The organism is Haloimpatiens lingqiaonensis (genome assembly GCF_901447495.1).
Lineage (GTDB): Bacteria > Bacillota > Clostridia > Clostridiales > Clostridiaceae > Haloimpatiens > Haloimpatiens lingqiaonensis.
The window spans coordinates 1-14,803 of record NZ_CABDWS010000072.1; the positions used below are offsets into that span (position 1 = coordinate 1).

Here is a 14,803-nt window from a genome sequence, read left to right on the forward strand (position 1 = left end):
TATGGCAACTACTTTTAATTTATCTATAGTACCATTTCTAAATACTTTATTTTTTACAATGGTTTTTATTATATGTTTATGAATTTCTTTTAATCCATCTAAATCAAAATCACTTAAGGAGCGCCTAACGGCATCAATGCGTGGCATTTTAGTTTTTTTAGGTATTACTTTTTTAAACTTGCCTTTTTTAAGCCAATGTTCTAATCTATTGAAACTTCTTATCTGAAGCATAAATCCAAATAACACCACGAAGGTAATTGTTGAAATTTTTACTGGAGATTTTATTCTTTTATCTTTTAAGTTATTGATTTTTTCACCTATATCGTATACCTTATTAATATAAGTAAGTAATTGTTTTAAATAACTTTTACTCATTTTATCAGCATCCTTTTTAAGTTGGTTTCTTGTCAAAACTATTATAAAAAGGATGCTTTTATTATGCAAATTTTTTCTCTAAAATTTCCAGCAAAAATCAGAATTTATGGTTTTTAACCTAACCCTCAATCATTCATTATAAATCAGCGGGCTCACGCCCCAAAAATTTTTAAGTGCTAAACTTCTGATAACGTTGTTTGTATCAAGTTCTAGTGGGCAATGGTTTGTATAAAGCTCTAATTGACAATGGCTTTTCAAATGCTCTATTTTAACTATAGTGCTGAATCAATTCAAAGATACATTAAAAATCAAAATTATTATAATGTGAAGTTAGGGAAGTATCAAACTTCCCTAACTTAAAGCCCTTACATCCACAACCACAAGGTTTTACGAGCTGAATTATAAAAAGTTTTAATAACTTACACTTATACAAAAGGTAGTTTAATTTTTATCTCAAATTACTTTTCTGCCTTTTTATTTTTTATAAATTTTACTACTTCCCACCATATACCTGCTAATATTCCTGTTAGACAAGATAATAGGAGCATATTAAAGTTTAAGCTTCTAGTCTTAAATATAGTATGAAATACCGGAACATAGACTATACCTAAAACCATAACTAAAGCAAGAGCATTTACTACTAATCTTGCTGTGTTTTGTTTTTCTTTAAATATGTGAATCAAATATTCAGTGTTAGATCTGTTTACTAAAACCATAATTACATTAGACATTACTAACGTAATTAATGAGAAACTTCTAGCTGCATCTACTGGAATTCCACTATCTACTAAGTAGTGAAATGGAAGAAATGCTGCTAAAAACATTATTATTCCTTGGGACAGAACCTTTGACAGCATACCACGTGTAACTAATGGCTCTTTTGGAGATCTTGGCGGTTTTTGCATTATATCTCGTTCTGCCTCTTCCCCTTCAAATACCAATGAACAAGTAGGGTCAATTATAAGCTCTAAAAGTACTATGTGTACAGGCAAAAGCACTTGAGGTAAATTAAAAACAGGTGAAAATAATGCTAATGCAACAATTGGAATGTGAATTATCATTATATAAACCATAGCTTTTCTTATATTATCATAAATTCTTCTTCCATCTTTAACTGACTTAACTATAGTTGTAAAATTGTCATCCATTAATATCATATGGGCTGCTTCTTTAGCTACGTCTGTTCCTCTTTTACCCATGGCAACTCCAATGTCTGCACTCTTAAGTGCTGGTGCGTCATTTACACCGTCTCCTGTCATGGCTACAATGTCTCCATTTTTCTTTAAAGCCTTTACTATTCTCATTTTATGCTCTGGAACTACACGTGAAAACACATCGCATCCCTTTACCGCTTCACACAATTCATCATCTGTCATTCTATCTATTGCTTCTCCAGTTATAGCACAATTATTGAATGAAAGTCCTATTTCATTTCCTATAGCCATAGCTGTTTTGCTATAATCCCCTGTTATCATTATTACTCTAATGCCCGCTTCTCTACATAAATTTATGGCCTCTTTTACTCCTTCTTTTGGAGGATCCTGAAGTCCTACTAAACCTTTAAACTCTAACGTGTATTCTTCTAAATTGTCTTTAATTTCTACACTGTGTCCATCTGCAAAAGCTAGTACCCTTAAGCCTTTTTCAGCCATTTCATCTACATACTTTTCTACTTTTTCTTCCTCTTCCCTACTAAGATTGCACAAAGATAATATTTTCTCTGGTGATCCCTTAGCTGCTACATAGAAGTTATCTTCATCTTCTTTATATATATTAGCCATTCTTTTTGTTTTAGGATCAAAAGGTATTTTGTTGACTATTTCTATATGATAGTCATAATCCTCACCATTTGTAGTTCTTGCCATATCTCCAATATATTCTTTTGTATTTCTAACCGAATCTTTCATGCTATTTATACACTCTTTTGCACTATTAACGATAGCTTTTTCCATAGGATCATATGGATTTTCTTCGCAGGATTTTATCATTAAATTACTAAGTTCTCTATCATTTAGTTCTTCTATATTAATTATATTGTTTTTATAAAGTACCTTCTTAACTTCCATGGAGTTTTTAGTTATGGTTCCCGTTTTATCTACAGCTAAAACTGTAGCAGCTCCCAAAGTCTCCACTGCAGAAATTTTTCTCATAAGAGTATTATTTTTAGCCAATCTAAAGGCTCCTAATGATAAAAATACAGTTAAAACCACAGGAAATTCTTCAGGGATTATTGCCATGGCCAAAGTTATACCTGAAAGAATGCTCTGTATAATATTGTGATTATATAAATACGTTAGTCCTATAACCAATAAGCATAAGCAAAATCCAGCTATAGCAAGTGACTTTACTAAATACTGTGTTTTCTTTTGAAGTGGGGATAACTCTTCTTTGGCCTCACTAACTGCCTTACTTATCTTCCCGTACTCAGATTTAAACCCTGTATTTACAACTCTAGCAGTACATGTACCAAATATACTTAAAGTACCTGCATAAACTCTATCTTTTCTCCAGTATTCAGAAGAATCATTTTTCAAGCCCTCTTCCTTAACCACTTTAAAAACTGGCTCTGCTTCACCAGTTAAAACAGATTCATCTACGGAAAAATTAGATACTTCCAAAACATCGCAGTCTGCAGGTATCCTTTCCCCCTCTTTTAAATACACTATGTCACCTGGTACAAGCTCAAAGCTTTTTATAGTCCTCTTCTCCCCATCACGAAGTACTGTAACTTCTGGGGTTGTTAATTCCTTTAGTGCGTTTAAAGTTTTTTCTGTCTTCCATTCCTGTACAAAGGTTATGGAAGCTACAAACACTACAAACACCAACATTATGCAAGCTTCCTGTGCATCTCCTAATAGCAAATACAATATAGCTGTACCTACTAGTAATAAAAACATAGGCTCTTTAAATACACCAAAAAATTTTTTTATAGCGTTACTTTTCTCTTCTTTTACAAGTTCATTTAACCCATATTCTTCTTGAAGATTTTTAACTTCTGTAGAATTTAAACCTTTAATAGTGTTTCCTTCCATTTTTATACCTCACTCTTAATTTAATAATTTATATATAAATATTATATGCATTACTATCAGTTTTGTTTCAATTGATAATAATATTATTTTTAATATATCACTAATATTAATATGTTTCAAGCTTAAACGCACCTATAACTGTTCTCAATTGATATTAAGACTCTATATTAAATGTTATTTATTACCATTCGCAATGATTATTTATATATTTAAGTTCATATACAATTGCGTAAAATATCTTAAACTTAAAAATTATGAAGAATTTATTTTTAAAAGTTTTCTGATAAACAAAAATAGGAGCTGTCGCACTAAAAATAAATACTACGATATATTGTGCTAGATTTAAATCTTTAGAACACTATATCGTATGTAAATTCTTTAATGGGGCAACCCCTAGAATGTAACTTTAAAATTCAGATATAAATTTTGTTTTTATTTCCTCATTGTCTTCAAAAAATTTAACTAACTTTTTTATCCCTAAAAGAGTTTCATCATCTATGGTATGTTCTATTTTTTCCGTTTCATCTAAAACTTCTGAAACCTGTAATAAGTTTAAAAATCTCTCAATAGTATTATGTCTATCTAATAAAAATTTTCCTATGGTTTTCCCTTTATCACTTAAAACCACTATTCCGTATTTTTCATATTTAACTAAATCAATTTCCGCAAGCTTTTGAATCATTTTTGTTACAGATGGAGGCTGAACATTTAGTGCCTCTGCCAAATCCCCAATTCTCGTATAACCATTCCCAAAGGACAATCTGTACACCATCTCTAAATAATCCTCCGCAGAAGCCGTTAATGCATTGCCTTCCTTTTGCATATACTGCCTAAAAGTAAAAAACTCCTCTTTAGCCATTTAATCACTTCCTTTTAAAGGTATCACTTAATCCTATGATAGAACTCCAAAACATATAACTACATATAAAAATATCAAAGTTCAAATACTAAATATCAAAATTCACATATTAAATATCATTCATGGTGATTTTCAACTTATTATTTGCAACTTACTACTTATCCCTTCTAACTGATTGGCTACACCTTTAAATTTATTTTTTATAACTTACCAGTTATAAATTCTAAATCCTAACTTTAAACAATCTCAACAGCAAAATAATTCCTTAATGATATGATTTTATTTATATACTATATTTTGTAACACCTTTAAATGCCATTCCATAATATATATTGTAAAAGTTAGTTTCGGTTAACTTAATTAGACTTGATTAAATTAACCACCACTGACGCAACCCTTTATGGTTTCCTTAAACTTTACACTATCTTTATATAAATGGAGGTAATAATAATGAACGCACTTTGTAATGTTTCAGAAGGTTGTGTAGCTGAAGTAAAATGCTTATGTTCTAAAGGGCTTATACGAGAACGAATGTTGGCTCTTGGTTTGACTAATGGTGCCTTAGTAAAAGTCATAAGAAAAGGTCCTGCAGATAATCTTACTGTATATGATATACGTGGTGCTATGATAGCTTTAAGAAAAGAAGAAGCTTCTCTTGTATGTGTAAAATAAACTAATCATTGTAACAAAATATGCCTTATAAAGTCTATATTCTGAAATTTACATGCTAAATTTTTTTATTAATGTCAAAATACTTTTTACAATGAAATTTTTAAATTAATATTCAATTTACTTCTTACAATGAAATTTTTAAATTAATATCAAATATACTTTTCACAATAAAAATCTTTTATTTATTATCAATGTAAAAAGGAGTTTTTGTATGGGTCTTACTTTTCAATCTACCGGTAAAAATTCTATGAAAGATATGTTTAAAGTAGAAAGAGCGGATAATAAATATATAGTTGCCCTAGCTGGCAATCCAAACACAGGAAAAAGCACTGTTTTTAACTCTTTAACAGGACTACATCAACATACTGGCAACTGGCCAGGAAAAACCGTAACCAATGCTAGAGGAGAATTTTCATATAAAGAAAAAGATTTTATACTTGTGGATTTACCTGGCACCTACTCATTATTTGCATCCTCTGTAGAAGAAACAATCGCTAGAGATTTTATATGTTTTGGAGAACCTGATGCAGTGGTTGTGGTTGTGGATGCCACCTGCCTTGAAAGAAACTTAAATTTAGTATTTCAAGTAATGGAACTTACAGATAATGTGATCTTGTGCATAAACTTAATAGACGAGGCAAAAAAGAAAAACATAAAAATAGATGCTAAGAGAATAGAAAATGAGCTGGGAGTACCTGTAGTTCTAACTGCTGCTAGAAATAATGAGGGTATAGAGGATTTAAAAGAAACCTTATGTGTTTTGTTAAAAGATGGTGTAAATCCTAATAAAAAAAGAATTAGCTATACGACGTCTATAGAAGATTTAGTTGAAAACTTAAAACCTATATGCGAAGAAAACGTACCCTTTATCAATTCCAGATGGTTATCCCTTAGACTTATTGATGGTGATACAAGCTTTTTTAATTCTATGAGCCAATATATAGATAAAGATACTTTAGAAAAACTCATTATAGACTCTAAAAAAATTACTTCAAACATAGACAAAGAAAAAATTAGAGAATATATAACAGAAGAAAACTATAAATACGCTGAATATATAAAAAATCAATATGTGAAGCAGGATAACAAGAAATTTTCTAAGGATGCAAAAATCGATGATATAATAACCTCAAAGAAATTTGGTATACCAATTATGCTCTTAATATTAGCATTGATCTTTTGGATTACCATTGAAGGTGCCAATGTACCCTCACAACTTCTTGCCAAAGCTCTTTTTAGCTTTGAAAATGTGCTAACAAATTGGTTTAATAAAATTAATGCCCCTGCATGGCTTCACGGCATTCTAGTATTAGGCCTCTATAAAACGTTAGCCTGGGTAATTTCTGTAATGCTTCCGCCTATGGCCATATTTTTTCCTTTATTCACACTGCTTGAAGACCTTGGTTATTTACCAAGAGTTGCATTCAATCTAGATCACCTATTTAAAAAAGCCTGCGCCCATGGAAAACAATGCCTAACCATGTGTATGGGTTTAGGCTGTAACGCTGCTGGAGTTGTAGGATGCAGAATTATAGAATCTCCCCGTGAAAGACTAATAGCTATAATAACTAATAATTTTGTGCCCTGCAATGGAAGATTTCCAACACTAATCGCTATTTCTTCAGTTTTCTTTGCAGCAGCGGTGAAATCCACTGGGAAAATAATTCCTGCTATTTTTGTAACTCTCATGGTTATAATTGGTGTCATAGTTACTTTGCTTGTATCTTATGCTCTTTCAAAAACCTTATTAAAAGGAGTTCCTTCCAGTTTTACACTTGAACTTCCTCCTTACAGAAAACCTCAAGTAGGAAGAATATTATATACATCCCTAATAGACAGAACCATATTTGTTCTAATGAGGGCTATTTTAGTTGCCGCTCCTGCTGGTGCACTTACATGGATACTAGGTAATGTATATATAGGTGACTTAAGTATTCTAAATCATTTAGCTGCCTTTTTTGACCCCTTTGCAAAACTTATGGGTTTAGATGGCTTCATACTTATGGCTTTTATATTAGGCCTCCCTGCTAATGAAATAGTATTGCCTATACTTCTTATGTGCTATCTCTCCACCGGTTCTATGATAGATTTCGAAAGCATAGAATCCTTAAGACAAATTTTATTAAACAATGGCTGGACCTACCTTACAGCTATAAATGTAATGTTATTTAGTCTTTTACACTGGCCATGTGCCACCACTTTAATGACCATCAAAAAAGAAACCGGCAGTTCAAAGTGGACCTTGGCTTCAGCTTTAATTCCAACGTGCATTTCTATAGTGGTGTGTATGATAACTACAGGAATCTATAAATTATTCACTTAGCATATATTGTGAAGTAAGTACTATAGGAAAAATCTGCCTTTAATTCCGTGATAAATGTGAAATTTTGGACTTGAACAATACGCCAAGAACTTCTAATATTTGGCCATTTAAAGCCCCTAAAGTTTTCAAACTCACTCGTTCCTCGCTCAGGCAATGAAAACTTCTTAACGGTGCTTTAAATGGACAAATAAAGAAGTTCTAAGGCTAGTTCAATAGTCCTAAATTTCACATTTATCACTCCATTAAAAGCAGATTTTTCAGTTACAGGGTACTTACTTTGTAGGGGAGACAGCCTACTAAAGGAGGATTTTTCTCCACTACGTTACGGAAAATCTTTAATTGAATATTAACAATGGAATAGTGTGAAAAGGTATAATTGATTCATTAAATGAAGTGGTTATACCTTTTCTTTTTAAGGGCTTAAAAAATCTTTTATTGGCGGCAGCCAGCGAGAATATTAAATATTAAATATCAAATATCAATTAATGTTGAAATTCCTATGGAATTTCTTAAATTATAATTTATGGAGGAAGTAAGAAGTGGCAATTGAGAATTAAGTAAGAAGTAATAGTGAATGAAGATTTTCCTCCACTGCGTTACGGAAAATCTTTAATTAAATAAATGTAATAATAAAATAAGCCAATAGGTAAAAAAATACAAATCGAGCACTTAAAAAGTTTTTTTGGCGTAGCCCGCTGATTTATAATAAAATACTTATTATACAAAGTGGTTGGGATAATCTACTTTTAGTTAAAACTTAAAATAAAAATGCATTTTGAAATTATTTATTAAGGTTTTATGGGTTAAGTGAAAGTATAATTATTTTTGCTACCTATCAGTCTGCGGGTTTATCAGCCTTTTAAGTAAAGTTTATTAAAAAAATTCAGCAAAGCTGAATTTTCACCACAACTATTACTTTTTACTTATTCACAAATTAATTATAAAAAACTCCTTGAGTTTTATCCTTAACTATTACTTCTTACTTTTTAACTCTTACCTACTTCTTACCTTTTCTCTCCTACAAATTAAGATTTATACAAACAATTGCCTTACGGCAAAATGAATCAAATTTTAATTACTATTTTATTTTAATAAGTATCCCACAACTTTTCGAAAGGCTCCGCCTAAAAATATTATGAGCCCCTTCTTTTTTTCTATCTTAAAGATTTTCTGAATAAAATGAAGAAAATCCACATTAATTGATATTTAATATTTGATATTTAGCCTGGCTATCGCCAATAAAAGATTTAATTTAAGCCCAAAAGATAGCTAACACAATTTCACGTTGTGAAATTGTGTTAGCTATCTTTCTTACATTCTAAAATTTTTCGTAATGCAATGAAAAAAAATTATCCTTCACTAGCCCTCTAATTTTGGCCCACTAGCCCTCTAGCCAACTAGTCCACTAATTTTGGCCCTCTAGCCCACTGGCACTCTAGCACACTAATTTTGCCCCCATCACAATTTTCCTATATTTCATGTATATCTACTATCTTCATTATGCTCCTAAACTCCTTAGCAGAAAGTCCCCTGTCCAAATATTCCGCTTCTCCCACTTGATTGTCGTAAGGATCTACTCTAAAGAAGTTCTTGCTTGGCATAAAATCTCCTTGGAAATCTGAGTTGGCAACCATTCTGAAAGGATCTAAATTTCCAAAATAGAAATTCCATCTCTTGGTGTTTCCTTTTCTATGGGCACTTCCCCCAAAGGATAAGTCTGCAAAAACCCATCCATAAGGTTCTATGTAGAACTGAGCCCAGTCATGGCAGCCTATAAAATAAGGATTTACATAAAGGCCTGATTGCCATCTTGCAGGGATTTTACATATTCTGCACAAAGTTATAAATAAAAGTGCCTGTACACCACAATCGCCTTTTAAATTATAGGCTGCATATTCTGGTATATTAACAATGCCTGCATAAGGTCTTACATAAGAATACTGAACATTTGTAGTTATATAGTCATATATTTTTCTAGCTTTTATTATAGGGTTTGTCTCATCACCCACTATTTTATTTGCTAAATCCCTTAAAAAAGGTGTAAACACTATATGTGGTGGCAATTCATCTGTATAAAAATCTGGTTGTTTTTGAGAAAGGTTAGAAGCATCTAAATTGTTGTATTCCATAGAATTTTCATAGGAATATTCTACAGTAAATTCTTCTTCACCCTCTACATCTTTTTCAAAATACACTGTTCTTTGGTCACAATCCTCTGGCGCTATAAATCCACCACTTGGATTAGTAGATATTATTTTAATATTTTTTATCTGTTTACAAGGCTTAGGAATAGGTAAGTGAACTCTTATTTTTTCACCTTTTCTCACAACTTCCTTGTTGAGCTTTATTCCTGTTTTAACATGTATGAAGTAACTCTTATATCCTTTTTCTATTATTTCATTTACCACATTGTCTAGTAGCTGCTGCTTTTTTTTAGCATTTTCGTCTTTATTTTCTTCTATTATTCTAGAAGCCATTTTAGGACAAACGGCTAAAATAGTATTTAAAAATCTCTTATGAAACATAACTTTACCATCTATATATACCCAATCCGCAAATCTTTCATCCTTTAAATCCTCTAGTTCTTCCCTAGAAAAGTCTTTTATTTTTTCACAGCACATTTTTAAAGCTTCTTCAGAAGAATATATATATTCTTCCTTTATAATATTCATAACGTGCCTTTCATACCCTAGTCTCTTCCTTAATAAATCAGATATATTTCTCTTTTCATATATATCTATCAACTCATTTGCTCTAGTAAAGTCCCCATACATAACATATTTCTTCACGTCTTCTGGTAAATCCACCACTAAAGATTTTAAAATATCCATACTTACCACCCTTCATCCGCATATTTTAATTTAGGTACATAAAAGGAAATAACAAGTCAAAGGCACTGGTATATTTTTTGTCATACAAGATATCAGTTTCCAATACTATGAGCAGGTTCTGTTGACATAGTATGATGAAAAATAGACTAATATACTGACTTATTATTTATTCGAATGCACCTTATATCATTAAATCTTCTATATATATAAACGATTTCCTTTAACAAATTTAAAAATAGTTATAAAAATTTTATATTACAAATAATATATTGTAAATAATACAAAACAGAAGCCATGTATGTGAAAATTTATTTCATACACAGCTTCTGTTTTTAGTAATATAATCTATATATCACTATGTACATATTTGTATATTTTTTGTTTTATATACCTTTTCTTAATGTTTTACTTACAATAATAATATCATATTTTTTTACTTATAATTTTTTTATTTATAATTTTTTATTCATAATCTCTTTGTTTATTTTTTATACCAACGGTTGAAATTTCTTATAGAAATAAATTTATTATAAATGGATTAACTACTGTAATAAGCCATGCTCCTACTGGTGGAACTGTAAATAATGCCAATGGAACTGCCCCATCCTTTTCAGTGAAAGCCTGAATTGATGACATGGTGCTAGCTGGCATACCTAAACTAAATCCTATTAAGCCTACAGAAGCATAAAGTGCTAATACATCTTTTTTATACATACGAAAAACTACGTAATAAACAAATAAAATTAAAATTATAAATTGAATCAAAAGCACCACTAAACTAAATACTGAAACATTCTTTATTAAAGTTAAATTAAACATAGCAAAGTTTGTAACCAATAATATTGAAAGGCAGAAGTTTCCTAAAATATTTACCGGCGGCACCTCAACTTTTGAAATCTTAGTAACATCTATAAATTGTCTAATTAAAACCCCCGCAATAAATCCGCCTCCTGCAGGATTTATGTAGTTACCTATTCCTAATTGAGTCGGCAATAAACCTAAAGTTACACATATTAAAAATAAAAACATATATTTTAAAAATTCTACGGGATTTAGGCTAGGGGCAGGTATTTTTACTGTCTTAGACATATCTACCTTTGACTTCATTTTATAAAATAAAACTACTCCTACAATAGTAGCTATATACAATGTAAGTATTGATATGCCCTGTATTTGAGGTAAATATTCTTTGCCCAATTTTAAATAATTTGGAGCTGTCTTTACTAAAGTATGATCCCCCATTAAACTAATAGATCCAATCATCAGGCTTTCTGCGGAGGATTTTCCAAATAAATTTCCAATAAACACTGCTACTATATTCTGAGAAAATGCTATAATAATTGTAATTACAAAATACAACATTTGAGCCTTTATTCCCTTTTTTAATATAGTGGTTAAATCAAACCTCATTCCAATAGAAGCAAAGAACCCTGCCACAAAAACAGGTAAAAAACTGTATGTAAATTTAATAGTATAAGATTTACTTATAAACATAATAATTAAAGCAAATAGTAATCCCCCTATTAAGGGAGCTGGAATATAATACTTACTAAATACAGGCACCCTTTTCTTAATTCCATACCCTATGATTAAAAAAGCTACAAGAAAAGTTAAAGTCTGAATCCAGTTAAATTCCATTTTAATCACCTAGTCCTTCTTTATAGTTTTAGATATTTGTTCATCTTCTAAAAACTTCTCTGCTACAAAGGCTGCAACTTCTCCAGTTATTTTTACACAGTGACATTTTCTCTCTGGTGAAGCAAATTCAAAATTTCTAGTCATAACTCTGCAACAGGTACTTCCATATAGTTTTTTAATATGATCGTGTAATGAAGCTGCTACTGGAAACATTTTTTCATTCATTTTATCCCCATGCACTCTACCATAAACCATTCCTAATGCCATTACACCACCACTGACAGCTCCACAAAGACATCCTGATTTTCCAACGCCTACTGGAAAACCTGAAGCTAATTTCGTAACGGTTTCTTCATAAGGCTTGTCTAATAGATCATTAATAGTTTTAACTACTGCCTCTGAACAGAAAAACTCTCCTCTGTCAAAATATCCTTCTGCTGTTTTTCTTACCTTTTCTAAAAATTCCTTGTTATCCATAAAATACCCCTCCTGTGTATATTATTCATGCTTATTTTACTGAAATTTCATCTCCTATACAAATAGAAAATTTAAATACATATTAAGTTTTCTATTTTAAATTTCTATACCTATTGCTTAATACCTATTTACCACTTTCAGCTAACTTTACATCTATTTATTAGGGCTAAAATTAGAATTTCACGTGCAAAAAATTATAAAAAAATACCAACAATACAATGACCTCAAAGATTAAACAAAACTAACCTTTGAGGTACATTACATTGAGCTGGTACTTATATCTGCAATAGTTTTATTTATATAAACAACAGGACAAGTATATACACTAATTTAATGACTTTTATCTATAGTTTAAATTTATTTACTGAATTCACCATATCCTTTGTCATGCTATTTAATACATTAGCAGTAGCGGACACCTCTTCTGAAGATGCATTCATCTCCTCTGCTGCTGCGGCTATTTCTTCTGAGGAGGCAGAAACCTCTTCTGCCACAGAAGATACACCTTCTACCTTTTGAAGAATTTCATCTTTTTTATTATTTACTTCACCGGTCATATCATTTACACCCTGTATTTTAGGCATAACTTCTTCTATTCCACCCATTATATTTTTAAAGGACTTTATTGTCTTGTTTAATATATCTACTTGAGTTTCTATGTCTTTATCCATATTAGATGTCATCTTTGAAACTGTGTCTGTCTTTTTAAGTATGTCTTCTACCCTAGAGTTTATTTCTCCAGCTGAATTCTTGCTTTGCTCTGCAAGCTTTCTTATTTCTTCTGCTACCACCGCAAAGCCTCTGCCTTTTTCCCCTGCTCTTGCAGCTTCTATAGCAGCATTTAACGCTAGGAGATTTGTTTGGTCAGATATATTATTTATAAGATTTGTTATTTCATTTATGTCCTTTACATTCTTAGAAAAACCAGCTATATACTCTGATAATTCTCCAAATGATTTTTCAAATTTCTCCGTTATACCAACATATTCCTGCATTGCATCATTACTATCTTTTGCTAAAAAATTTATTTCCTTTGAAATATTATTTATGTCTTCTATAGCCTCAATAGTATTGCTAAGCAGGTGTTCAAAGTCACTAAGGGTGCCTGTTATTTTTATTAAATCCTCTGCTTGATTGCCTGTTCCTTGAGCCACATCTTGTATAGCCACAGAAACATTATTAGATGCCGCTGACATGCCTTCTGATATATTTGATAAGCTTTCTGATTCATTGCTTATATTTTCCGCAGCATTTTTTACCCCTAAAATCAATTCTCTTAAAGAAATTTGCATTTTAGAAAGAGCATTAGCTATTTGTCCTATTTCATCCTTAAGATTTAAAAATTCCTCTGGCACATCCATGGTTAAATCACCATTAGAAATTACATCTAAATGACTCACTGCTTTTTTTATAGGTTTTACAATTTTACTTACAGCTAAATATATAAATAGCACAAGTAATATTACTGCAATAGCATTTATTATGGTAGATCTAACAAGAAGCCCTCTTACAGGCGCATAAAGTTCGCTTTCTGCCATATATATTCCTATTACCCAGTTAGTAGTTGGAACAGTTTTGTAATATATTCTGTACTTTTCACCATCCTTTTCAAAATGTCCTTCACCATTTTTAGATGATAACATATTCTTACCTGCTTCAGCTAAACTAGTATTTTTTTCTTCTTGAATTTTAACTTTTAGTATTTTGCTCTTATCTACATCCGCAATATATGTTCCACTGCTATCTATAAGAAGTGCCCTTCCAGTATTCCCTATTTTCATGTTTTCAACCATATTTTGAATAGTACTTATATCTATGTCAGAAGTAGTTACCCCTAGAGGCTTTTTATCCTCACCTAAAAACTGTGCTGAAGTAGTAACCATTGTAATTTTACTTACATCATCATAATATGCTTTAGACCATGCTACCCCTTTTGAATTATTCAAAGCATCTTTATACCATTGTTGATTAAAGTAATCATAGGTATCATTATTGTAATCATCAGTATATACCGCTTGACCATTTTCCTTATATGCATAAGGACCAAAGCTTTTTAATTTATCGTCAAATTTATAGGGTTCAAACCATACCCCGCTGCCCAAAGTTTCTTTATTTGAATCCGCAGCCTTCTTTAATAATTCCTCATAGTCACCTTTTTTATATACTTTGTGTGAAATCTCTACAGTCTTAGCCAACATTTCAGGAACCTTAGCATGCTTAAGTAAAGTTTTTTCAGTACCCTCTATCTTACTGTTTAAGTTATTTTCCATGCTTTCTTTTATTTGTGCATTTATTATTTTTTTACTACTTTCGTAGCTAACAATAGTTATCACAGACATGGATACTATAACTAAAGGTAAAACAATAGACAGTACCTTTCCTAATATTCCTTTTTTACTCATTTCTTCCCTCCCAAAATTAGATTATATATTACATTTTTTTATTAATCTATAATAATATCGTAATTTTGTAAGCGTCAAAGTTTTAGCACCTTTAATAATTCCAAGAATAGTATTAAAATATCCTAGTAAGGCAAGAATATGCTTTACTAGGATTAATTTATTTTTTATCTTTAATTTTCATATTTTCAGGAATC

9 protein-coding genes are annotated in these 14,803 nt (G+C 30.9%); 2 read left to right on the forward strand and 7 right to left on the reverse strand.

The genetic code is table 11. The features are described 5' to 3' along the window. The 3 genes from FGK85_RS12275 to FGK85_RS12285 form a co-directional block, all read right to left on the reverse strand. A partial coding sequence (locus tag FGK85_RS12275) for a hypothetical protein (RefSeq protein ID WP_341472485.1) occupies window positions 1–375 on the reverse strand: 375 nt, incomplete at its 3' end. A gap of 458 nt (window positions 376–833) precedes the next feature. After that, window positions 834–3,407 (reverse strand): cation-translocating P-type ATPase, encoded by a 2,574-nt coding sequence (locus tag FGK85_RS12280; RefSeq protein ID WP_138207053.1) that lies wholly within the window; start codon window positions 3,405–3,407, stop codon window positions 834–836. A 406-nt stretch (window positions 3,408–3,813) separates the two neighbouring features. Then, the gene (locus tag FGK85_RS12285; protein WP_138207055.1) at window positions 3,814–4,266 is read right to left on the reverse strand and encodes a metal-dependent transcriptional regulator; all 453 of its coding nucleotides are present in this window, start codon (window positions 4,264–4,266) and stop codon (window positions 3,814–3,816) included. 450 nt (window positions 4,267–4,716) lie between these two features. On the opposite strand from FGK85_RS12285, the gene FGK85_RS12290 reads away from it, so the two are divergent. Continuing rightward, window positions 4,717–4,938 carry a FeoA family protein gene (locus FGK85_RS12290; protein ID WP_243122874.1) on the forward strand — a complete coding sequence of 74 codons (222 nt, stop codon included), beginning with the start codon at window positions 4,717–4,719 and terminating at the stop codon, window positions 4,936–4,938. A gap of 211 nt (window positions 4,939–5,149) precedes the next feature. Then, window positions 5,150–7,261, forward strand: coding sequence for a ferrous iron transport protein B (gene feoB / locus FGK85_RS12295; RefSeq protein ID WP_138207060.1), 2,112 nt, complete (start codon window positions 5,150–5,152; stop codon window positions 7,259–7,261). Window positions 7,262–8,730: 1,469 nt separating this feature from the next. On the opposite strand, the gene FGK85_RS12300 is transcribed toward feoB, so the two are convergent. The 4 genes from FGK85_RS12300 to FGK85_RS12315 all read right to left on the reverse strand — a co-directional run bounded on the left by FGK85_RS12300 (window position 8,731) and on the right by FGK85_RS12315 (window position 14,609). Further along, entirely contained in the window at window positions 8,731–10,092 is a 1,362-nt protein-coding gene (locus FGK85_RS12300; RefSeq protein WP_138207062.1) for a transglutaminase-like domain-containing protein, read from the reverse strand. Between the two features lie 510 nt (window positions 10,093–10,602). Continuing rightward, the gene (locus FGK85_RS12305; protein ID WP_138207065.1) at window positions 10,603–11,730 is read right to left on the reverse strand and encodes a sodium/glutamate symporter; all 1,128 of its coding nucleotides are present in this window, start codon (window positions 11,728–11,730) and stop codon (window positions 10,603–10,605) included. Window positions 11,731–11,739: 9 nt separating this feature from the next. Continuing rightward, complete coding sequence (locus FGK85_RS12310) at window positions 11,740–12,207, reverse strand: C-GCAxxG-C-C family protein (RefSeq protein ID WP_138207068.1); 468 nt, start codon at window positions 12,205–12,207, stop codon at window positions 11,740–11,742. Window positions 12,208–12,551: 344 nt separating this feature from the next. Beyond that, on the reverse strand, window positions 12,552–14,609 hold the full coding sequence (locus FGK85_RS12315; protein ID WP_138207070.1) for a methyl-accepting chemotaxis protein: 2,058 nt from the start codon (window positions 14,607–14,609) through the stop codon (window positions 12,552–12,554). Window positions 14,610–14,803 lie beyond the last annotated feature (194 nt).

Bases quoted from the DNA above. Each gene is read 5' to 3' on its own strand.
- FGK85_RS12280 (WP_138207053.1), bottom strand. From the start codon at position 3,407: ATGGAAGGAAACACTATTAAAGGTTTAAATTCTACAGAAGTTAAAAAT.
- FGK85_RS12305 (WP_138207065.1), bottom strand. From the start codon at position 11,730: ATGGAATTTAACTGGATTCAGACTTTAACTTTTCTTGTAGCTTTTTTA.
- FGK85_RS12315 (WP_138207070.1), bottom strand. From the start codon at position 14,609: ATGAGTAAAAAAGGAATATTAGGAAAGGTACTGTCTATTGTTTTACCT.
- FGK85_RS12300 (WP_138207062.1), bottom strand. From the start codon at position 10,092: ATGGATATTTTAAAATCTTTAGTGGTGGATTTACCAGAAGACGTGAAG.
- FGK85_RS12310 (WP_138207068.1), bottom strand. From the start codon at position 12,207: ATGGATAACAAGGAATTTTTAGAAAAGGTAAGAAAAACAGCAGAAGGA.
- FGK85_RS12285 (WP_138207055.1), bottom strand. From the start codon at position 4,266: ATGGCTAAAGAGGAGTTTTTTACTTTTAGGCAGTATATGCAAAAGGAA.
- FGK85_RS12290 (WP_243122874.1), top strand. From the start codon at position 4,717: ATGAACGCACTTTGTAATGTTTCAGAAGGTTGTGTAGCTGAAGTAAAA.
- feoB (WP_138207060.1), top strand. From the start codon at position 5,150: ATGGGTCTTACTTTTCAATCTACCGGTAAAAATTCTATGAAAGATATG.